This is a genomic window from Devosia sp. ZB163 (assembly GCF_028613635.1).
Taxonomy (GTDB): domain Bacteria; phylum Pseudomonadota; class Alphaproteobacteria; order Rhizobiales; family Devosiaceae; genus Devosia_A.
In genome coordinates, this window is the sequence record NZ_JAQRMY010000001.1 from 1,342,324 (window position 1) to 1,363,962 (window position 21,639).

The window sequence follows — 21,639 nt, forward strand, 5'->3', positions numbered from 1 at the left end:
TTCATCCAGGTGGGGCTTACCAGCGGCGCTCGAAGTGGCGGCGCAGCAGGATCGCAGCAATGTTCATGATGGCAAGGAATGCGAGCAGCACGATGATCGCGCCCGAGGTGCGCTCGACGAAGGCGCGCTCGGCCTCGTTGGACCACATGTAGATCTGGACCGGGAGGGCCGTCGCGGGACTGAGCGGAGAGGTCGGGGCATCGGCGACGAAGGCCACCATGCCGATGAGCAGCAGCGGCGCAGTCTCGCCCAGCGCACGTGCGAGGCCGATGATCGTGCCGGTGAGGATACCGGGCGTCGCGAGCGGCAGCACGTGGTCGAACACCATCTGCATCTTGCTGGCGCCGACGCCGAGGGCGGCCGTGCGGATCGAGGGCGGCACCGAGCGGAGCGCGGCGCGCGTGGCGATGATGATGGTGGGCAGCGTCATCAGCGTCAGGACGAGCCCGCCCACGATCGGCGCCGAACGCGGCAGGCCGAAGAAGTTGATGAAGACCGCGAGGCCGAGGAGGCCGAAGACGATGGAAGGCACCGCCGCGAGGTTGTTGATGTTCACCTCGATGAAGTCCGTGAAGCGGTCTTTCTTGGCGAACTCCTCGAGATAGATCGAGGCGGCGACGCCGATGGGCAGCGCGCAGAGCAGCACGATCGCCATCATGTAGAGAGATCCGGCGAGCGCGACGCCCAGGCCCGACGTCTCGGGACGGCTGGAGGCGCCGAAGGTCAACAGGCCCCAGTTGAACGGGGTCGAGATTGCGCCCTCGGCCTTGAGCTGGTCGAGCCAGGCGATCTGCCGGTCGGAAACCTTGCGCTTGTCCTGGGGCACCGCCAGATCGATCTGCCCCTTGTTGGCGCTGTCGATGTCGGCGGCAGCAAGGAGCGTGACGTCGCGCGTCGTGCCGATGACCGAGGGGTCTTCCATCACGATCTGGCGCAGCGTGGCGCGGTTGCCGTCGGAGACGAACTTGGCCACTTCGCGCATCGCCGCCTTGTCGTCGGGCGAGACACCCAGCGCCTTCGCGACGGCATTTCGGGCGACCACCGGATAGTTCGCCGAGACGAGGACGCGCGGGTTGGTGGCGCGCTCATTGTCCTTGTCGATGATGTCGGCGGAGAACTCCACCGGCACGGTGATCGCGGTCTGGACGAAGGCGGTGTAGCCCTTGCTGACGATCGAGACGAGGAGGATCGCGAGGAAGCCCAGGCCGATGAAGATTGCCACGATCCCGTACAGGCGGAACCGGCGTTCCGCGGCGTGGCGGCGCTTCAGACCGAAGTCGCGGCGCGCGGGAGCGTCGGCTTCGACGGCGCTATGGGGCAAGGCAGCGTCGGTCATTCATACTGCTCCCGGTACTTGCGCACGATGTAGAGCGCATAGACGTTCATGCCGAGGGTGATGGCGAACAGGGTAAGCCCGAGGGCGAAGGCCACCAGCGTCTGCGGCGAGTTGAACTCGAGGTCGCCGGTCAGCTGGTTGACGATCTTGACGGTGATCGTCGTCATCGCCTCGAACGGGTTGATGGTCAGGCGGGCCGCCACACCGGCCGCGAGCACCACGATCATGGTCTCTCCAATGGCGCGCGAGGCGGTCAGCAGCAGGGCGCCGACGATGCCGGGGAGGGCCGCCGGCAGGATCACCCGGCGGATCGTTTCCGAACGGGTGGCGCCAAGCGCCAGGGAGCCGTCGCGCATGGCGCGGGGCACGGCGGTGATCACGTCATCGGAGAGCGACGACACCACCGGGATGAGCATCACGCCCATGACGATGCCGGCCGTGAACACCGACTGCGACTGGATGAAGGCAAAGCCGCCGGATAGTGCCGCCGACAGGTCGCGCAGGAAGGGCCCAAGCGTGACTACGGCGAAGATGCCGTAGACGATCGTGGGAATGCCCGCGAGCAGCTCGAGCAGCGGCTTGACGATGGAGCGGATGCGAGGCGTGGCGTACTCACCCATGTAGACGGCAGCCATCAGGCCGACCGGCACGGCGAAGAGCATCGACACCAGCGCGATGTAGAGCGTGCCCGAAAGCAGGGGGATGAGGCCGAACTGGCCTTCCTCGCCAGTCGAACCCGCTGCTGCGAAGCGCGGATCCCAGACGGTGCCGAAGAAGAAGTTGAGCGGGTTGATCTCGGAGAAGAACCGCATCGTCTCGCCCAGCATCGAGAGCACGATGCCGACGGTGGTGAGAATTGCGACGCTCGAGGCGGCAATCAGGCTCCACAGGACGATGCGTTCGACCTCGTTGCGGGCCCTGAGGCGCAGCCGGATGCGGGAATAGGCGAAGGCGGCGCCGGCGAGCGCCAGGGCCAGTGTCAGGCCGTGGATGAGCAGCCTGTGGGCGCCGGCATCCTCGTTCACCGACGCGGCGAGCGGGACCATGTAGTCCTCGCCGCTCTGGGCCAGCACGATGCCGGCGGACGAAGCCATGTCACGCAGGGCGGCGTAACTGGTGGGAACGTTGGTCCCGGAAAGACCAAGCCGCGTCAGCGCGTTGGCAGCATTGTGCACGATGCCGATCTGCAGGCTGGACCCGGCGCTGTCCCCGACATGGGAGGTGACCTCGGTGCGCACGCGGTTCTCGAGCAGGCCGCTGGAAACCGAGCTCAGCACGAGGAAGACGATGAGGGCGGGAAGGGTGGCGAGCAGGAAGCTCAGCCAGCCGTGATAGGTCGGCAGCGAGTGCGCCTGTTCAGTGCGGCGATCTGCCCCGTCGCGCTGCGTCCGGGCGCGCTGGGCCGCAAAGAAGTACGCCACTGCGCCGATGGCGAGAACTATGGCAACGACCCAACCTGCGGACATCTACGCCTCACATTGAACGAACAGGACCGCTCCAGGGCGGTAAGGCGCGGGCCCTGGGGCCCGCGCCGAATAATCAGAGAACGGTGCCAGCTTCGAACCTGGCGCGGATCTCTTCACGCTCGGCCTCCGGAGCGGCGACGAGGCCATACTCTGCCAGCGGCGAGTCGGGGCCGATCATGTCGTCGGAGATGAAGAAATCCACATACTCCTTGAGGCCAGGGATGACGCCGATGTGGGCCTTCTTGACGTAGAAGAACAGCGGACGGGAGACCGGATACTCACCCGACGAGATCGACTCGGTCGAGGGCACGATGCCGCCGACGGTCGCGACCTTCAGCTTGTCGGCATTGTTCTCGTAGAACGACAGGCCGAACACGCCGATGCCGGTCTTGTTGCTGTCGATGCGGGCGAGGGTCTCGGTGTAGTCGCCGTCGATGTCCACGGCCTTGCCGTCCTTGCGGACCGCGACGCAGGTCTTGAACAGGTCGGCATCGGCGATACCGGCGGCGGTCAGGGCCGGCTTGTCGCAACCGCCTTCGAGGAGCTTGGTCTCGAAAACCTCACGGGTGCCGTGCTTCTCGCCCGGGATGTAGGCGGCGATATCCCACTGGGGGAAAGCCGGGTTCACTTCGCTCCACTTGGTGTAGGGGTTGGCGACGAGCTTGCCGTCGACGATTACCTGAGCGGCGAGGGCCTTGTAGATGTCGGCCGGCGTGAAGGCGAAGTCCGGGCCGGCGATGTCCGAGGCGAACACGATGCCGTCGTAGCCGATCTTGACTTCCTCGACGTCGGCCACGCCGTTCGCCTTGCAGGTCTCGAGCTCTTCGGCCTTGATGGCGCGCGAGGAGTTGGCGATGTCGATCTTGTCTTCGCCGACGCCTTCACAGAACTGCTTGATGCCGGCGCCCGAACCACCAGACTCGATGACCGGGGTCTTGAAGTCGGGGAAGGCTTCGCCGAACTGCTCGGCGACGATCTTGGCGTAGGGCAGGACGGTGGACGAACCGGCGACCTGGACCTGGTCCCGGGCGGCGGCCGCGCCGAGGCCGGCGGCAAGCGCGATGACCGCGGCGCTCGCGAAAACTGCAATCTTCATGATGTCTGTCCCTTTCGGAAGGAGTGGCCGTTTAAGGCCATTCGGCGGTCCCGGCTCCCCGGCCGCCCTGTCTGCAGGGCGGAACCTATGGGCGTTGTCACAACGTTTTATGACAACCGGATTGCACTTTTGTGACAGAGGATGTCGTTGAATTTAAACGCGGTTTCTCGTTCCGCGACGGAGCCGCCTGTGGATAGCTCGGAGGGTGCCGCCGCCGTATGACGGCATCGCGACAAATGGCGGCCGCCCAAGCGGCCGCCTTCAGGTTCGAAGGGAGCGTTCCCTAGATCTGGCTCAGACCGAACTCGAGGTCCTTGATCAGGTCCTCGCTGTCCTCGAGCCCCACCGACAGCCGCAGCAGGCCCGGGGTGATGCCGGCTTCGAGGCGGACCTCCTCGGTGAAGCGCGCATGCGTCGTCGTACCGGGGTGGGTGATCAGCGACTTGGCGTCGCCCAGGTTGTTCGAAATCAGGATCACCGCCAGCGCGTCCGACAATGCGAACGCCGCCTCACGACCGCCCTTGACCTCGAACGCCACCAGCGTCGAACCGCTCTTCATCTGCCGCTTCGCCAATTCATACTGGGGGTGAGACGGATGGAACGGGTAGGACACGTGCTCGATCTTGGGATGGCCCGCGAGGAAATCGGCTACCTTGGCCGCGCTCTCGGTCATCTGCTTGACGCGGATCGGCAGCGTCTCGACGCCCTTGAGCAGCACCCACGCGTTGAACGGCGACAGTGACGGCCCGGTCTGGCGCAGCAACGTGTGCACGTCACCCTCGATCAGTTCCTTGCTCCCGAGCACGACGCCGCCCAGCGCGCGGCCCTGGCCGTCGATGTGCTTGGTCGCCGAGTACGTGACGAGGTCGGCACCGAGCTGCAACGGCTTCTGGAACATGGCCGTGGCAAACACGTTGTCGACGATCAGCTTGGCGCCATGCGCCTTGGCGATTTCAGCCACCGCAGCGATATCGACCAGCTCGAGCGTCGGGTTGGTGGGCGTCTCGATGAAGATGACCTTGGTGTTCTTCTGCATCGCCCGCGCGAAGTTCTCGGGGTCGCGGCCGTCGACCAGCGTCGAGGGCACGCCGAAACGCGGCATCAGGTCCTCGACCACGTAGCGGCAGCCGCCGAACAGCGCCCGCGCCGCGACGATATGGTCGCCCGCCCGCACCTGGCTCATCACCGCATTGGTGACGGCCGACATGCCGGTGGCGAAAGCGCGCGCGGCTTCTGCCCCCTCCAGCAGCGCCATCCTGTCCTGGAACATCTCCATGGTCGGGTTGGCGAAGCGCGAGTAGTTGTGGGCGGGCTTGTTGATCTTGTTGAGGAACAGGTCCTCGGCATATTGCGAGCTCGGGTAGGAGTAGCCCGAGTTCATGAAGATCGCTTCCGACGTCTCTTTGAACTGGCTCCGCTGTGTGCCGCCATGGACGAGCATGGTGGCCGGAGCGCGGTTCTTCTCGTCGCTCAGCGGGTTCTTGGATCTGGACATCGAATGAGCCTCGAAACGAAAAAGCCGGCACGCGTTTGCGGCCGGCTCGAAGGTCCCTTTAGCGACTTGTTTTAGGTGGCTGCAATCAGACCGGCCAAATCGCCACCAGCACCACGGCGTGTCCGCAGGGGCGCATACGGGGGATATACGACCCAAGCCGACTTGGCGTCAACGGTTGAGGTTGGTAGGGGAGAAGCGGAGCCGGATCAGGAAGCCGCAGAGTTTTCTGCGATACCGGCGGCCAGTGAATCCCGGAGCGATCCTGCTGGGCGGTGATCGCTGGGTTCAGGGTAGGTGTAGTTGCAAAGCGAACTTTGGCCCAAGGGCGTTTTTCCCGCCCGCATCATCGAGCGGCTGGCGAACGGTGGCGGCATACGCGCCGACCGCCCGTTCGATGCCGACCAGGTGCAGCCCGCCAGCCTCGACCTGCGGCTGGGCCGTGTGGCCTATCGCGTGCGCTCGAGCTTCCTGCCCGGCCCCGAGCATACGGTCGCCGATCGCATCGGGAGGCTGAAGCTTCACGAGCTCGACCTCACCGATGGCGCCGTGCTGGAGCGAGGCTGCGTCTACCTGGTGCCGCTGCTCGAAAGCCTCGACCTGCCCGAGAACGTCGCCGCCGGCGCCAACCCCAAGAGTTCGACCGGGCGACTCGATGTCTTCACGCGTGTCATCGGCGACTTTGTCCGCGGCTTCGACACGCTGCCGCATGGCTACAAGGGACCGCTTTACCTCGAAATCAGCCCGCGCACCTTCCCGGTGCGGGTCCGGACCGGCTCGCGCCTCAGCCAGATGCGCTTCCGGGTCGGCGACAGCCGGCTGAGCGTTCACGAGCACCGCTCGCTCCACAACATCGAAACGCTGGTTTTCGACGCCAATGCCGAGGTCGGCGAGGGCGTGCTGCTGTCGATCGATCTGAAGGGCGAGGGCAGGGGCGGGCTGATCGGCTTCCGGTCCAAGCGCCACACCCCGGTCATCGATATGGACATCAAGGACAACCTCGATGTGCTGGATTACTGGGAGCCGCTTATCAACCGTCAGTCGGACGAGTTCATCCTCGACCCCGACGAGTTCTACATCCTGGTGTCGCGCGAGAGCGTCCACGTTCCGCCGGCCTATGCCGCCGAAATGGTGCCGTTCGACCCGCTGGTGGGCGAGTTCCGCGTCCACTATGCCGGCTTCTTCGATCCCGGCTTCGGCCACTCGGCCGCCGGCGGCACCGGCAGCCGCGCCGTGCTCGAAGTCCGCAGCCGCGAAGTGCCGTTCCTGCTCGGCCACGGCCAAACCATCGGCCGCCTGATCTACGAGCGCCTCGCCGAGGCCCCCGACCGCCTCTACGGCACCGGCCTCGGTTCGAACTACCAGGCCCAGACGCTCAAGCTCAGCAAGCACTTCAAGCCGTTCTCGCTGTAGGCGGCTTGACCGGGCTGGAGGTGGGCATCGATAAGTATCGGCCTGTCCTGAGGCAAAACCGTCCCATGCCGTCCCTGATTCAAGCGCGGTGCCAAGTGGGCCGGATTTCAGCGTTTCGATGGATCTGAATGGCGGCTCGCGGCACCGGCTGGCGGGCTCCCGTCCGCCATCTGCACGCATGGTCCGTGGCATTGAGAGCTTTCCGAATACTAAGTTATTACTTTAGTTGAAAACAACAATTTGATCTGTCCTGCCCGGGCTTTCTCGCAATGCCGATTGGCCCGCGTCCGTCGAGTGTCCCTTCGAGGGGGCGCATTCGGATCACGATTTAGGCATTGTTCGACCCGGAGCGCCCTGAATCTGCTGGAAATGCTTGGGGATTCCCTTCGGCGTGCCCTGGTAAAGCCGCCGCCAATGCGAAGCGAGTCAATTAATTACGGAATACGAACTTATCCTTGTGAGCTGTGGCGCGAGAGGGCTGCTCCGATCGAGCGTCAGCCGTTCACTTCGATGATACTTAAAGTAGAAGTGTTGCGCGGCGTCTGTTTGGGCAGTATTGTCATACCCAACTACCGCCGTAGGAGGTCGCACTGTAGTGCGTCTGCGGGGAAGGCAGGTGGCTGGTCTGATCTATCGGACCGATTTACTGCATCTCCGACGTCTGAACCGGGGGGAACGGTGCAGCGTGGAGCTACGACCGGCATCTCAGGATGTCGGTCGAGGTCGAACGGGCATCTCTTCGTCCGTACGACCGGCGCCATTGGTGCGGCTGGGCGCTTGGACGGCGAGTAACGGGACATGGGGCATTCACCGAGTAGCCTCATAAGCTGCATTTATGACATGGCCCTTGGCCGGACGACCTGGGACGGTATCCTGGACATCCTCAGCGGATCGTTTCCGGGCAGCCTCGTACTGGTATCCGGCGATGACCTGGCGTCGCGACGGAACATCGTTTTCGCGCAGCGCGGCCTCCAGCCGTCCGCCGTCGGGGCCTATGTCACGACGTTTGCGGCGCTCAACCCGTGGCTGGAGGCGATCTCGGACCGTCCCCCGTTCCAGGTCTACCATGACGATCAACTGGTCCCCCCCGGAACCTCTGCCGGATCGGACTACGTCGGACGCTGGCTGAACAAGCAGGGTGACTTCGGCGCGGGGACCCGAGTTGTGATCCTGCGCGAGGGAACGCGCCAGCTCACGCTGGAGATCCGCTACCCCGCCGCCGATACCGCGGCCCGTGAACGCGCTGCGGCCGTACTCGGTGAGGCCGGGTACCATCTGGGTCGGGCGATCGAGATATCTGCCCGGTCCCGGTTCCCGGCAGGAAAGGGCTACCTCGACAGCGTCGTCGAAGACCTGCCCTTCACGGTGTTCTTCGTCGACCAGGCGATGCGCATCCACTACTCCAACTTCCACGCCGAGAGCCTGAGGCGGCACAATAACGGGCCCTTCTCGAGCTCGGATGGCATCCTGCGTGCCGGCGACGGGCACACCGACGAGATGCTGCGCGAACTGGTGCAGCGCACGGCGGCCTCCAAGCGCACGCCGACATCGGTTCTTCAGATCAGTCGGCCGGGCGTCGACGAGCGCTACTTCGCCATCGCCCGTGTCGCCTCGCGCGGCAACCAGCACTACCAGCTGCACGACGCCATTCTCGATCCCGGGCCGCTCGTGATGCTGGTCGTGCACGGCAGCTTCGAAGTGTCGTCGCTGCCCATGGACCTGCTGTGGCGTGCCTTTGGGCTGACGGAGTCCGAGGCGCGGCTCGCCGAGGCGCTGGTCAACGGGGCTACGCTCGCCGACTTTGCGCGCGAGCGCGAGGTCGCCAAGCAAACGCTGCGGAATCAACTTGTGGGTGTGATGAGGAAGACTGGAACGAGGCGCCAATCGGAACTTGTTTCTTTGCTGACTCGGCTGGCGCTGACCTGCCTCTAGGTCAGTTTTTGGTACGCTTCCGTACCCCGGAAAGCCCCGGAAACCGTGGCATCTCAGCCACACTTTGGCGATTTTGGAGAACGCCCGAACTTATCCCCATCGGTGGGTCGGCGGATTCATTTGCTGAATCAAGCTGCTGCGAAAGAAAGTACTAGTTTCTTGGTAGTAAGTCAAAACGGGGCGGGAATTGGTCTGAAACCATCGACAATTTGTTTGAATCGAGGCACCTTGGACACGTTGTTTGAGGAGGCTAAGACAAGCCATGACACGTCTGTTTGCGCTAAGCGCTCTTATCCCTGCACTGATGACCTCCACGGCGCTGGCGGCAGATGTCCTTGCCGAACCCGTAGTAGTGGAAGATGTGCCCATCTACGCGCTGACCGGGAGCTTCGGTCTGGGTGGGTTCTGGATGCCCGAATTCGACGACGGCCTCTTCGCCGGCGGGACCGATGACCCGCTGTTCGGCGGGATAGCCACCGTCTCCGGCAGCGTCACGACCGGCACCTACAACGACTGGGACATCATCCTGGGCTTCAATCTCATCGGCGGCTTTGCCAGCGACGACAGCAGCTCGAGCCAGTCGTTCGGCGGCCAGGGAACGGTCTTTATTTCGGGTCTTTCGACCCCGGGCGGTGAGAGCAGTATCACATTGAATACGGCCAACGACCTTACTGCCGACGTAACAATCTCTCCGCCACCGCCCGGCGACCCTGTTCCTGGCGAGAACGATTCAAAAGTAGATATATCGGGAGGCACTACGAGTGGTGCCGCCGTTGCGCTTGCTGAAGATGGAAGCGGTTTCGTGATCGGTGTGGCTACCGTCGACGGTGGTAGGACGGCATTCGGTGCCATTGCAGACGTGACAGGGGGCATCGCGGTCATTACCGGCAATCTTGACGGTCTTGAGATCACGACAAACACCAGCCGGGATCTGTTCTATACGGGCGCCGATCTAACGATCGGTCTTGGAAACGCCAGCTATGGTGGCGCTGCCGTATCGGTCTATACCGGGCCGAGCTACCGCGGCCTGTTCCAGGACACCGACACGGACGTCACCATCGATCTTGCGGAAGTTGGTGAGGGTTTGACTCTGCCGGACTTTACGATTTCGTCCGAAGAGGACCTGGACAGCCACTACTTCGGCGGCATCCTGGGCGGTACGGCGTCGTGGGGAATCGGCACGGGCATGATCTTCAGCATAGGGCTTGAAGGCGGCGTGTACGGCGTGTCCGCTAGCTGGAGAGGGCACGACACGTACTCGACCGGCGGCGGCGTTTTTGATGACCCGAACACCGAAGACGTTGAGCCGATCACTCAACTTCCCGTCACGGTTGAAGGGGCGGATCTCGACCTCGATGATATCGACGACGGAACGATCGCCTTTGCTGCGCGCGGTAACGCGGCAATCACCTGGGCAGTCAGCGAGAACCAGGCGATCTCGCTCGGCGGCAGCCTCGAGTATCTTTCGCAGGTCGCGACCGTGACGCATGACCGCGTGAGCGATCCGGCATACGACAACGGTGCCAGCTGGACGCCGGGCGATCCTCCCACGGGTGCGCCCAGCGTTTCCTGGGGCAGCATGGTGAACTTTGCCATCACCGCGTCGTGGACCGGTACGTTCTGACCGATCCGCGAGCAGGAAGCCAAAGGGCCCGGCACGTGCTGGGCCTTTCCCTATGACGTAGTATGATGCTAGCGCTAGACGTCGTCCGGCGCCTGGACGAGATCGCATTCGATCTTGCCCTCCTCCCACGTAACGATCAGGTGCGCGTCAAGCTGGGTGTCTCGTAGCGGCAGCCGCGTGTGGCCGAACTCCGTCGGTATGTGAGGCGGTACATCGACATCACCGATCTCGGAGATCATTGAGGCTCCCGCGTTTCCCGATTGGGCCACGGTGAGCACATAGTGGATGCGCGCCGGCGCATCCGAAACGGCGAGGCCCAGCAGCTGAACGCCGGTGCCCGCCTCCAATCGTACGATTGTGCAATCCATCCCCGTTACCCTTCCCCGAGGGACCAACATTCTTGGAAGCCAGGCCCGTTCCCCGATGCGTCACGTCTTTCTGCCCAGGAACCTACGTGAGGCACCGACAGCGCAGAGCCTGAATGTCGGCGCCGGAAGGAGATTGTGAGGGCCGACTTGAGGCCGGCCCTCAGCCGCTACGCTCAGTAGCTGTTGGACACGATCTTGACCGTGACGTCGTCACCCTGGCTGCTCGCGGCAGACCAGTTGCCGTTGCCATTCTGGATGATCGTCGTCTCGTGATCGTCGCCAACCTGGAGGATGCCGGACTTGTTGCGGTTGCCATTCTGGATGGTCTTGGCAGACAGGTCCGTTCCGTACTGGCCGGTATAGGCCGCGTTGTCGTCGCCATTCTGGATGGTGACGGAGAACACGGTGGACGACGTCGGGTAGCCGAGCTCGGTCTTCTGCTTCGTCACTGCCCAGTTACGGCTGCCAAAGGCAAACTGGTGAGCGCAGAGCTTGACCGAGTTAGGAGACTCCTCACACTGCTTCTTGAGGAGCCAGATTGGCACTGAGCCGGCAATCGCCGTTGGTGCGCTCAGGGCCGTCAGCACTACGCTGACGAGAGCGAAACGTCCGAGCATTCCGGCCTCCCTTAGTAGCTGCCGATGGCGATCAGCCCATTGGACTGGTCAATCGACTGGTAGTTGTCGTCGCCGTTCTCGACCGAATTCGTGGCGACGTTCTTCTGCTCGATGTCTTCGTCCGTGCCGACGGCCTTGGCGAAGTTCTTCTGCTCGATCTTCTGGGTATTGCCGTCACCGTGATCGACAGTGTTGACGCCGACGTTCTTCTGCTCGATGTCGTCGCTGTAGATCCCGATGGCCTTGTTGGACTGCTTGATCGACTGGTAGTTGTAGTCGCCCTTGTTGACCACGTTCACGCCCAGGTTGACCTGCTTCAGGTCGTCAGGATCGGTGCCGTAGAGGAAGGCCTTGTTTCGCTGCTTGATCTTCTGGGTGTTGTCGTCGCTCGAGCCGTAGTGGCCGCCGACATAGTTCGCGCCGCAGTTGGCCTGCGGCTTGGTGTGGTGGACTTCTTCCTTGCACTCCCAGAGGAGGTGCTTGGCGATATACCAGGCACTGCCGGCATTCGCGGTCGTGGTGCTCAGCGGGGCGAAGGCCATGACTGCCACGCCGGCGAGAAGAATTGCACGCATATATACTCTCCCAAGATGAGTTGATCGTTGAAGAGGCGGTTGTGGGGGTTGCCGCCTGACAGCAACAAAGCGTCCAAAAGCGGATTTGGACAATTGATCTTGCATATGCTTGCGGTAAAGTTATGCGTGTACGGGGTGGTTATTTACCATCCAATTCAGCGAGACATCGCGTGTGGCTGGTGCATCTTGATGAAAGTGCATGACGATCGGTCATGCATGTGTGACGCCTGCCGTTGCGAGGAGTATGTATGTACCAGCAACGCCCACGCCCATTACGCGGTGTGGATGCGTGAGGTCTATCCGCGGTACAGGAGTCGGGCGGCCAGGACGCCAGCCAGGATGCCGGCGTTGAAGCTCAGTATGACGAGGAGCAGGTCCTGGAGCGAAGCACCGAATGCGAGACGCAGGACGATAGCACAGGCGGCGATAACAACCGCGGCCAACACCACAGCCATCACCGATCGCAGGAAGCCCGCCAACGCCCCGACCGCAAATGGTATCAGCCAGATCATCCGAGTCCCTGGTGGCCAGATAAGTTCTGGTTACGGTGTAATTATGCCCTCGCGATGGAAGACCGTGCCGCGAGATTCGCCCCCGTGTATCCGGCTTGGCCAAACTGCATGGACCGGCACTCCGCTCTTCGTTAAGGACTGGTTAGTATCCACGGCTCGTAACCGTCGATGTCCTGGCTGCACCCTGCCTGGCGCCTCGCGGGAGAGATTGGACGGAACAGCGACTGTCCGAGTGACGGGCGATCGTCCGGTGAGGTAGGTCAATGCGACACATGACGGTGGTGGGGCGGACGTCGGACAGCAGGCCTTTCGCTTGCGGGGAGTGCCGTTGATGCTTGCCTTCTTCCGCGCGCTCATGGGGCGCCCCACGCCAGCGCCGCAGCAAGCCCAGCGGCCGCGATTGCACGCTGCCGAGTGGCCGGCGGTGGTCTATGCGATCGGCGACATCCACGGCTGCTACGAGCAGCTTGTCGCGCTCGAGCGTCAGATCGCCGACGATGCGCGGGCCATTGCGGGCGAGCGATGGATCGTGACCCTCGGCGACTATGTCGATCGCGGGCCGCAGTCGGCACGCGTCGTTTCGCACCTGATGAAGCCATTGGACGGCTTCAAGCGCATCGCACTGGCGGGCAATCATGAGCAGATGATGCTGGGCTTCCTCACCGACCCGGTCGGCAACGCCCAGTGGCTGGAGTTCGGTGGCCTGGACACCGCGTTGTCCTATGGTTTCCGCCAGCGCACGAGTCCTGCCGGGACCCGATGGCTGCGCAGCGTCGCCACCGATCTCGCGAGCCTCATCCCAGAGGCCCACCTGCAGTTCCTCAGCCACCTGCCCGTGAGCCTGTCACTGCCCGGCTACCAGTTCGTCCACGCCGGGATGCGCCCCGGAATACCCGCCGATGAGCAGGCGGAAGACGACCTGCTCTGGATCCGCGAACCTTTCCTGGAAGGAGGCGGCATCGAGGGCGAGATCGTCGTTCACGGCCACACGCCGGAGCTCGAGCCTCAACTCCGACCCTGGCGCATCGGAATAGACACGGGCGCGTTCGCCGGTGGGCCATTGACGGCCGTACGGCTCCAGCAGGGCCATCCGCCCGTGTTTCTTGGGGCGCTGGGGTAGGCGAACAGCCCGCGGCCCTCGCCCTTGACGCATCGCCCCATCTCCGGCACATACGAACCCGCTGCGGGTGTAGCTCAATGGTAGAGCAGAAGCTTCCCAAGCTTACGACGAGGGTTCGATTCCCTTCACCCGCTCCAGCCTCTCCATTGATCACCTTCTGAGTCGAACCCGACAGCGTCGGTGCGCGCGCGCCAGTTCTATCACCGCCGTATCGGCAAGCCCGGCGGCAGCTCGGTGTCGTCGGCGAAGCAGTAGCGCCAGGTCTCGCCCGGCTCGTATGACTGGATCACCGGGTGGCCGGTTTCGTGGAAGTGGCGGCGGGCGTGGCGGTTGGGGGAGGCGTCGCAGCAGCCGACATGGCCGCAGACGAGGCAGACCCTCAGGTGAACCCATTCGTCGCCCGACTGCAGGCATTCCTCGCAACCTTCGGGGGTCGTCGGCACGACGTCGCGGATCAGGCCGATATGGCTGCAGGCGCTTCCTTCGCTCATTGACCATCGTCCCCCTCCGCCGGTCGGCTCAGCCGCAACGGCAGCACGACGCGGAACTCGGTTCGGCCGGGACGTGAGCTGAAGCCGATGCGGCCATGGTGCCGGTTGACCACGATGTTGTGGGCGATATGGAGGCCGAGGCCGGTGCCTACCCCCTGCGCCTTGGTGGTGAAGAACGGCTCGAATATACGTCCTTTCACGTCTTCGGGGATGCCCGGGCCGCTGTCGGCCACCATCACCTCCACTTCCTCGCCGAGCCGCCGCGCGCCGACTTCGAGCTGGCCGGTGCCATCCATGGCCTGCACGGCATTGTCGATGAGGTTGGTCCACACCTGGTTGAGTTCACCGGCATAGGCCTCGATGCGGGGCAGGGCGGGCTCGTAGTTCCTCAACACCGAGACGCCGTGCTTGAGCTTGTGGTTGAGGATCATCAGCGTGTCATCGAGGCTCATGACGATGTCGACATCCTGCACCGGCGCTTGGTCGAGATAGGCGTAGGATTTGACCGAACGCACGATGCCCGAGATGGCCTGTGCGGCCCGTTCGATCTCCTCCATCAGCTGCTGGGCTGCGAGCCCGGCCCCGAGCCACTGCAGCACCGGCACGACGTGAACCGGGGTGAAGCGCGCGGCGACGGGGTCGATCCGGTCTGCCGACCAGCCGAAGGCGGCCATGGCGGGGGCGAGTTCCCAGGGGTCGGCGACGCCGAGCGCTTCGAGCCGGTCGCCCAGCCGCGACTCGGCCCGGCGCGCCTCGACGTCGGACGCGCGCGTCAGCCGACAGTCCGCAATGCCCTTCTCCAGCTCCGCCAGTCCCACTCGTTCGTCCGGCGACAGATCGAGCATGCCGAGTTCGACGGTGCGGCCGCGCCAGCTCTCGAAGGCCTGCCCCAGGTATCCGGTGGAACGCTGGATCGCGGCGGCCGGGTTGTTGAGTTCGTGCGCGAGTCCCGCGGCGAGCGTGCCGAGCGCCGCGAGCTTGTCCGCCTGGACCAGCGAGGCTTCGGTGCTTCTCAGCCGCGCCGTGACCGTGCGGAGCAGCGTGGCCGCGGCCTCGGAATGTCCCGCGAGGAGCTGGCGAAAGGCCTCGGGGCCGATCGCGAGAAGCTTGCTCGGAACCGTGGCCCGCACCGAGGCGGTACGCGGCGCCTGCTCGATCAGGCTCATTTCGCCCAGGACCTCGCGCGGACCGCGGGTCGCAAGCGTGATCTCGTTGGCTCCGTCGCGTTTGGTTACCTCGAGGGCGCCCTCGAGAATGATGTAAAGCGAGTCACCGGGATCGCCCTCACGGATGATGAACTCACCGGCCGGAACCGACACGACCTGCCCCGCGGCCCACAGGTCATCGCATTCGGCGTCGCTCAGCTCGGCGAAGATCGGCACCTGCCGGATCAGGGCCGCGTTCTTGTCGGTGTCGACCGCGCCCATGGCTCAGCTTCCTGCCGACATCGGCGGCTGCGTCGGGCCAGGTCCGCGCAGGTGCTGGTGGACGAAGGCGACCGCCATGGCGCCATCGCCTACGGCGGACGCGATACGCTTGGTCGATTGCCGCCGCACGTCGCCGGCAACGAACACGCCGGGAACGCTCGTCTCGAGCCAGTACGGTTCGCGCTCGATCGACCAGCCGTCCGGCTTGCGGTTGGGCTGTCTCTCGAGGTCTGGGCCCGAACGGATGAAGCCCTGCGCGTCGAGCTGCAGGTTGTCCTTGAGCCAGTCGGTGCGCGGCGACGCGCCAATGAAGACAAAGACTGCCCGCGCCGGAACTTCCGTCGTTCCGCCCTCGCCACTGATCGACACCGACTCGAGGTTGTCCTTGCCATGGAGGGCCGCGATCGAGGCGCCCGTCCGGACCGTTACATTGTCGGCCTCCTCGATCCGCTCGATGAGGTATTTCGACATGCTCTCCGCGAGCGATTTGCCACGGACGAGCAAAGTCACCGAGTTGGCGTAGCGTGCGAGGTGAAGCGCCGCCTGTCCGGCCGAGTTGCCGGCGCCGACGACGAACACGTCCTGTCCTTTCACGCCCATGGCCTCGGTCAGTGCCGCCCCATAGTAGAGCCCTGCGCCTGAAAGCCGGTCGGCGCCGGGCACGTCGAGCAACCGGTAGGAGACCCCGGTCGCGACGATCAACGCCTGCGATGCGACCTTGCTGCCATCGCTCAAGGTGAGGATGTGGTAGCCGTCTTGCGTGTCGAGCTTCACCGCTTCCATCGGCGTGAGGATCTCGGCCCCGAAGCGCCTCGCCTGCGCGACGCCGCGGCGTGCGAGATCGGCCCCGCTGAGCCCGGATGGGAAGCCGAGATAGTTCTCGATGCGCGAGCTGGTCCCGGCCTGGCCGCCCGGCGCTTCGCGCTCGATGAGCAGCGTGCGCAGGCCTTCCGAGGCGCCGTAGACAGCCGAGGCGAGGCCCGCCGGACCCGTGCCGACGACGATGAGATCGTAGGTCTCCGCGATGGCATGGGTGTGGAGCCCGATTTTCTCGGCCAGCGCCCCGATGGTGGGGCGCGACAGCGCCGTCCCGTCGGCGAGCAACACCAGCGGCAGCGGTTCGGCGGCGGCGCCCGCAAGCTCGCGCAGGCGCTCCGCCTCGGAATCGGTCTCGATGTCGAGCCAGCGATAGGGGATGAGGTTGCGCGCGAGGAAGTCGCGGACCCGATGGCCGTCGGCGGACCACCGGGGCCCGACGATGCGGACGCCCTCGAAGACCGGCTGGTAATCGGCGCGCCAGTCGTCGAGCAGGTCGTCGAGAACGGGATAAAGCAGCTCCTCCGGCGGGTGCCATGGCTTCATCAGGTAGTGGTCGAGCTTGACCTCGTTTATCGCCCGGATCGCGGCATCGGTGTCGGCGTAGGCGGTCAGCAGCACGCGCTTGGCTTCGGGGAAGAGTTCCATCGCCTTTGCGAGGAAGGCGACGCCGCTCATTTCGGGCATGCGCTGGTCGACGAGGAACAGCGCCACCACCCGGCTGGCGAGCTTGAGTTCGCCCAGCAGGTCGAGCGCCTCGGCGCCCGATCCGGCGCGCTGCACCTCGTAGGCGGCGCCATAGTGATGGCGCAGGTCGCGTGCCACGGCGGCGAGAACCGACGGTTCGTCGTCGACCGCGAGAATGACGGGCTTTTCCATCGATCAGGTCTCGACCGTTGCCGGAGGCGGCTCGGCCGGTATCGGCACGGGGAGGCGGATCTCGTCGCGGAGGCTCGCTGCTTCCTGCCGCGCGTCAGCGGCAGCATCGGTTTCCCCCAACGCATCGGCCACATCCCCGAAGACGCTCAGGGCGTTGGCGAGGTAGGGCTTCAGTTCCATGCGGCGGAAATAGGCGATGGCCTGCGCAATCGGTTCGCGGGCGGCAGTCGCCTGGTCGAGACGCAGCAGGGCGCGAGCATAGGGTAGCGCCAGGGCGGCGACGACGAAGTCGTCATCGGTCGTGCGTGCGCTGTCGATGGCGCCGCGGATCTTGTCGACCGACTCCGTCGCACCCTTCTCGAACTCGGCCTCGCCCAGGCCGGCGCGGATCAGGTTGATGTAGTAGTCCATGCCCACGGCATCGGCGAGCTTCAGCGAGCGCCGGAACTCGGTCAGGGCGTCGTCGAGATTGTGTCGGTCCAGTTCGCCGCGTCCGACCCCGAAATACCCGGCGCAGGCACACTCGATGCCATTGGCCGACATCGCCTTGTCGGCGCCGATGCGGGCGTGCATCAGCCCCTTCTCGATCTCGCCCATGTCGTAATAGGCCATGCTGGCGCCGATATGGACGTCCGCCTGCTTCACCGGCGAGCTGATCGAATGCGTCATCGCCAGTGCTTCATCGATCAGCGCGTTCGCTTCCTCGAACTCGCCCAGGCGCGCCAGTGCGGTGGCGCGATAGACGAGGGCGTGGCCCATCACATCTGGTGCGTCGAGCTTGCGGGCGAGAGCGATCACCTCGGCAAGCTTCTGCTCGCCCGAGCGAGCGTCGCGTTCGACCAGCGACCACGTGGCGATGAAGAGTGGGAGCAGCAGGATCTGATCGTCACCCGTTTCTGTCGCGAGGCCCTCTGCCTCCCGGAGGTAGGCGAAGCTGCGCGATGGGAAGCCCGTCACCATGTGGACGTTGCCGGTCCAGGCTAGGACGCGCCCCAGCCGGCGCTTGTCGCCCAGCTCGCGTGACAACTTCTCGGCCTGGCCCAGCCGTTCGAGCATGCCCTCGTACTGGGCCAGCCGGTTGCGCACCCAGCACCATTCGAGGATGGCATCGATCACCTCCGCCGGGTTGGCGTCGGGTATCCGGTCGAGCGCGCCGAGGATCGCCTCGCGATGCTCCAGCTCTTCTCGCACGGCATAGAGCCGGCGGGCGTTGGCCGCCGCAATCCGCGTGTACTTCAGCATGCGTTCGGGGTTGCCCGCCTCGTCGAAGTGATGCGCCAGCAATGCCGCGAACTCGTCGCGACGATCGGCGAAGAGGTTTTCGAGTGCTTCCCCGCAGCGGGCGTGCAGGTCCTTGCGGCGCGAGCGCAGCAGCAGGTCGTAAGCCGCCTCGCAGGTCAGGGCGTGCTTGAAGATGTACTCGCGCTCGGGGATGCGCGCCTTCTCGCGCACCAGCTGCTCGTAGCTGAGGGTCGCGAGGTGCGGCTCGACATGCTCGATTCGTTCGGCCGGCGGAGCATCGCGGCACACCGTCTCCAGCACGCGGTGCTGGAACACGCGGCCGATCACCGATGCCGTCTGCGCCACACGCTTGGTCGTATCGGGCAGCCGGTCGATGCGGGCGCTGAGCACGCCGGCGAGCGTATCGGGGATGGTCGCCTCGAGGATGGCGCGCGTCGCCCGCCAGTGCTCGCCTTCGCGCACCACCTGTCCGCCGTCGATCAGGGCTCGCAGCACCTCTTCGAGATAGAAGGGGTTGCCCTCGGAGCGTTCGAGGATCTGTGCCCGGATGGACTCGGGCAGCTCTTCGATGTGGAGCAGGTTGCCCAACAGCTCGCTCGACGCCGGGGCGTCGAGAGGTTCGAGCTCGATCTTGTAGAAGCTGCTGCCCAGGCTCCCCTGCAGGCGGTCGACCAGCTGCCAGCTCGCGGCTTTCCTGTCGGGCCTGAGGATCACCACCAGCATGATCGGCTCGAACGCCGTCAGCGTCGCGACCTGCGCGATGAGCTCGAGCGTGGCGCTGTCGGACCAGTGGAGGTCGTCCATGACCATGATGTACGGCGTGGTGACGCCGCCGGCGTGGATCACCGACTTGATGGCATTGACGATGGCCGCAGCCACGCCGCCGACCACGGCCTCGCCGGACATCGCGGCCAGCGCCATCCGGCTCGTCTCGCCCTCCACGGCCAGCATGGTCTCGTAGAAGGGGATGTCGTCCTTGTTGAGACCCAGTTGCCCGACCCAGGTCGCGATCTTCTCGCGCACGGCCGGCGCGGCATCCATCTCGCCGGCACCCACGATCTGGCGGCCGACCTGCCGCCAGGGATAGTACGGGATCGCCTGGCCATAGGAGATGGCGCGCGACTCGCGCCACAGCGGCCGCGGCTCGGGCAAGGCGTCCCGCAACTCCCTCAGTTCCGCGATGAGGCGCGACTTGCCGAGCCCGGCCTCCCCGATCACCGCTATGGCGGAGCCGATGCCACGACCGAGGTCGCCGAGCCGGTCGCGGAGAAGGCCGATCTCCTCGTCGCGGCCGACAAGCGGCGAAGTCAACCCTTCGAGGCCGCGAGTCGGTCCGGGAGCCGCCTTTATGCCGGCGACTTCGTAGGATTCGACCGGCTCCGACTTGCCCTTCATCTCGATGTGGCCGCGCGGACGGAAGTCGAACAGGGCATGGACGAGGCGGTGGGTGTCGGCGCTGATCAGCACCGTGCCCGGCTCGGCCGCCGACTGCAGCCGGGCAGCGACGTTCGCCGCATCGCCCAGCGCGGTATACTCGGTCCTGATCGCGTCGCCCACGAAGGCGAGCACCGCCGTGCCGGTGTTGATGCCCACCCGCATGGCAAACTCGACGCCGTGCTGCTGGCGCACTGCGACGGCGTAGCGGGCTGCTGCGTCCTGCATATCGAGCCCGGCGCGGACGGCGCGCTCGGCATCGTCCTCGTGCGCCACCGGGGCACCGAAGAGGGCGAGCACGGCATCGCCCATCAACCGTGAGACGGTGCCTCCATAATGTGAAACGGCGGTGTTCATGAAGGCAAAGGCGCCGTTCATGATGCCGGCCCAATCCTCGGGATCGAGCTGTTCGGCTATGGCGGTGGACCGTGCAACATCGGCAAAGAGCACCGTTGCGAACCGTCGTTCACCGTCGACCGGGCGGGCCGGAGCGAGCGCGGTACCGCAATTGGCGCAGAACTTTGCCGAGTCCGGATTCTCGTAACCGCACTTCAAACATGCCTGCATGTCACCTCTCGGTGGCCGCGGCGAACGGACACGAGCCATACGCCGACAGTCCGGTTCCGAGTTTATCTTCGCGTCCCGACGCAAACAAGTTGTCGTGCATTCCGGACAGTCGCCATCATGTTTTTTGTTTCGGTTGCGGGCATTGGTCGCAGTTGACAAGAAAGACGATGGGATCGATTATTTGCCACTAAGTGCCGGTGCCTAAAGCAAATATGGCTCCGATTCTTCCGATCTGCGACAGATCGGGCCATGTTTGCTCTGCGGCGGTGCGTGACGCATCGGCTGGAGACGGGGCAATTCGTTGCCAGCCGCTACTCGCGTTTTGCCCCGACGCCTTGGGGGACCGACTGTTCATCCGACGCCCGCTGGGCAGGGGAGCGATGGAATGGTCGTGGCCGTAGTGTTTGTGCTGATCGTTGTCGGCTCGGTGGTATTTCACTTCCTGAGCCCCTGGTGGTGGACGCCGATCGCGTCGAACTGGGGATTCATCGACAACACCATCCTGATCACGTTCTGGATCACTGGCGCCGTTTTCGCGGCGGTCGTCCTGTTTGCCGCCTACTGCCTGTGGCAGTTCCGGCATCGCCCGGGACACAAGGCGGACTACGAACCCGAGAACAAGAAGCTCGAGAACTGGCTGATGGGCCTGACCGCCGTCGGCGTCGTGGCCATGCTGACGCCGGGCCTGTTCGTGTGGAGCGAGTTCATCAACGTGCCCGCCCACGCCAGCGAAGCCGAGGTCATGGGCCAGCAGTGGCAATGGGCCTACCGCCTGCCCGGCGCCGACGGCAAGCTCGGCCGGACCGACACCAGGCTTGTCGGTTCCGACAACCCCTACGGCATCATCCCCGATGACCCGAACGGCGGGGACGACGTGCTTATCGAGGCCGACTACCTGCACCTGCCCATCGACAAGCCGGTGAAGATGCTCCTGCGCTCGACCGATGTGCTGCACGATTTCTACGTCGCCGAGTTCCGCGCCAAGATGGACATGATCCCGGGCTCGGTGACCTATTTCTGGTTCACCCCCACCCGCACCGGCCAGTTCGAAGTGCTGTGCGCCGAACTATGCGGCACCGGCCACCCCTACATGCGCGGCGGCGTCGTCATCGACACCCAGGAAGATTATGACGCCTGGCTCGCCGGCCAGCAGACATTTGCCCAGCTCTACGCCCCGGAGGTTACCAAGACGGCTGAACTCAACTAAGGCCGCCAACGTCCGGCGCGATCTC

The 21,639-nt window shown here is 64.8% G+C and carries 17 protein-coding genes, 1 tRNA gene and 1 riboswitch; of the genes, 6 read left to right on the forward strand and 12 right to left on the reverse strand.

Features of this window, described 5'->3' with window-relative positions; all coding sequences use genetic code 11:
- Positions 1-16 precede the first annotated feature (16 nt).
- The 4 genes from pstA to metZ form a co-directional block, all read right to left on the reverse strand.
- Positions 17-1,336, reverse strand: coding sequence for a phosphate ABC transporter permease PstA (pstA, locus tag PRN20_RS06830; protein ID WP_273956486.1), 1,320 nt, complete (start codon positions 1,334-1,336; stop codon positions 17-19).
- Positions 1,333-2,802 (reverse strand): phosphate ABC transporter permease subunit PstC, encoded by a 1,470-nt coding sequence (gene pstC / locus PRN20_RS06835; RefSeq protein ID WP_273956487.1) that lies wholly within the window; start codon positions 2,800-2,802, stop codon positions 1,333-1,335. The genes pstA and pstC overlap by 4 nt, the downstream gene beginning before the upstream one ends.
- A 73-nt stretch (positions 2,803-2,875) precedes the next feature.
- Positions 2,876-3,898, reverse strand: a complete 1,023-nt coding sequence (locus tag PRN20_RS06840; RefSeq protein WP_273956488.1) for a PstS family phosphate ABC transporter substrate-binding protein — start codon at positions 3,896-3,898, stop codon at positions 2,876-2,878.
- A gap of 283 nt (positions 3,899-4,181) precedes the next feature.
- Positions 4,182-5,393: an O-succinylhomoserine sulfhydrylase gene (gene metZ, locus PRN20_RS06845; protein WP_273956489.1), complete on the reverse strand. Its 1,212-nt coding sequence runs from the start codon at positions 5,391-5,393 to the stop codon at positions 4,182-4,184.
- A 37-nt stretch (positions 5,394-5,430) separates the two neighbouring features.
- Positions 5,431-5,509: riboswitch (SAM riboswitch) on the reverse strand.
- Between the two features lie 184 nt (positions 5,510-5,693).
- On the opposite strand from metZ, the gene PRN20_RS06850 reads away from it, so the two are divergent.
- The 3 genes from PRN20_RS06850 (at position 5,694) to PRN20_RS06860 (ending at position 10,359) form a co-directional block, all read left to right on the forward strand.
- Complete coding sequence (locus PRN20_RS06850) at positions 5,694-6,803, forward strand: 2'-deoxycytidine 5'-triphosphate deaminase (protein WP_273956490.1); 1,110 nt, start codon at positions 5,694-5,696, stop codon at positions 6,801-6,803.
- Between the two features lie 840 nt (positions 6,804-7,643).
- A complete protein-coding gene (locus PRN20_RS06855; RefSeq protein WP_273956491.1) occupies positions 7,644-8,735 on the forward strand; it encodes a helix-turn-helix transcriptional regulator in 1,092 nt (363 codons plus the stop codon).
- Between the two features lie 262 nt (positions 8,736-8,997).
- Positions 8,998-10,359, forward strand: coding sequence for a hypothetical protein (locus PRN20_RS06860; protein WP_273956492.1), 1,362 nt, complete (start codon positions 8,998-9,000; stop codon positions 10,357-10,359).
- A gap of 74 nt (positions 10,360-10,433) precedes the next feature.
- On the opposite strand, the gene csgH is transcribed toward PRN20_RS06860, so the two are convergent.
- The 4 genes from csgH to PRN20_RS06880 form a co-directional block, all read right to left on the reverse strand.
- Positions 10,434-10,727 (reverse strand): curli-like amyloid fiber formation chaperone CsgH, encoded by a 294-nt coding sequence (csgH, locus tag PRN20_RS06865; RefSeq protein WP_273956493.1) that lies wholly within the window; start codon positions 10,725-10,727, stop codon positions 10,434-10,436.
- Between the two features lie 173 nt (positions 10,728-10,900).
- Positions 10,901-11,344, reverse strand: coding sequence for a hypothetical protein (locus tag PRN20_RS06870; protein ID WP_273956494.1), 444 nt, complete (start codon positions 11,342-11,344; stop codon positions 10,901-10,903).
- A gap of 11 nt (positions 11,345-11,355) precedes the next feature.
- Positions 11,356-11,919 (reverse strand): hypothetical protein, encoded by a 564-nt coding sequence (locus PRN20_RS06875; RefSeq protein ID WP_273956495.1) that lies wholly within the window; start codon positions 11,917-11,919, stop codon positions 11,356-11,358.
- A 296-nt stretch (positions 11,920-12,215) separates the two neighbouring features.
- Positions 12,216-12,431, reverse strand: a complete 216-nt coding sequence (locus tag PRN20_RS06880; protein WP_273956496.1) for a hypothetical protein — start codon at positions 12,429-12,431, stop codon at positions 12,216-12,218.
- Positions 12,432-12,762: 331 nt separating this feature from the next.
- On the opposite strand from PRN20_RS06880, the gene PRN20_RS06885 reads away from it, so the two are divergent.
- A complete protein-coding gene (locus PRN20_RS06885; protein ID WP_273956497.1) occupies positions 12,763-13,551 on the forward strand; it encodes a metallophosphoesterase family protein in 789 nt (262 codons plus the stop codon).
- 63 nt (positions 13,552-13,614) lie between these two features.
- Positions 13,615-13,688, forward strand: a tRNA-Gly gene (locus PRN20_RS06890).
- A gap of 63 nt (positions 13,689-13,751) precedes the next feature.
- Here the strand turns inward: PRN20_RS06890 and PRN20_RS06895 are convergent.
- Genes PRN20_RS06895 through PRN20_RS06910 form a run of 4 tightly spaced genes read right to left on the reverse strand, consistent with a single transcriptional unit; the run spans position 13,752 to position 20,407 of the window.
- Positions 13,752-14,042 carry a ubiquitin carboxyl-terminal hydrolase 14 gene (locus PRN20_RS06895; RefSeq protein WP_273956498.1) on the reverse strand — a complete coding sequence of 97 codons (291 nt, stop codon included), beginning with the start codon at positions 14,040-14,042 and terminating at the stop codon, positions 13,752-13,754.
- Entirely contained in the window at positions 14,039-15,469 is a 1,431-nt protein-coding gene (locus PRN20_RS06900) for a sensor histidine kinase (protein WP_273956499.1), read from the reverse strand. The genes PRN20_RS06895 and PRN20_RS06900 overlap by 4 nt, the downstream gene beginning before the upstream one ends.
- 3 nt (positions 15,470-15,472) lie before the next feature.
- Positions 15,473-17,164, reverse strand: coding sequence for an FAD-dependent oxidoreductase (locus tag PRN20_RS06905; RefSeq protein ID WP_273956500.1), 1,692 nt, complete (start codon positions 17,162-17,164; stop codon positions 15,473-15,475).
- A gap of 3 nt (positions 17,165-17,167) precedes the next feature.
- A complete protein-coding gene (locus PRN20_RS06910) occupies positions 17,168-20,407 on the reverse strand; it encodes an adenylate/guanylate cyclase domain-containing protein (RefSeq protein ID WP_273956501.1) in 3,240 nt (1,079 codons plus the stop codon).
- A 385-nt stretch (positions 20,408-20,792) separates the two neighbouring features.
- On the opposite strand from PRN20_RS06910, the gene PRN20_RS06915 reads away from it, so the two are divergent.
- On the forward strand, positions 20,793-21,614 hold the full coding sequence (locus tag PRN20_RS06915) for a cytochrome c oxidase subunit II (protein ID WP_273956502.1): 822 nt from the start codon (positions 20,793-20,795) through the stop codon (positions 21,612-21,614).
- Positions 21,615-21,639 lie beyond the last annotated feature (25 nt).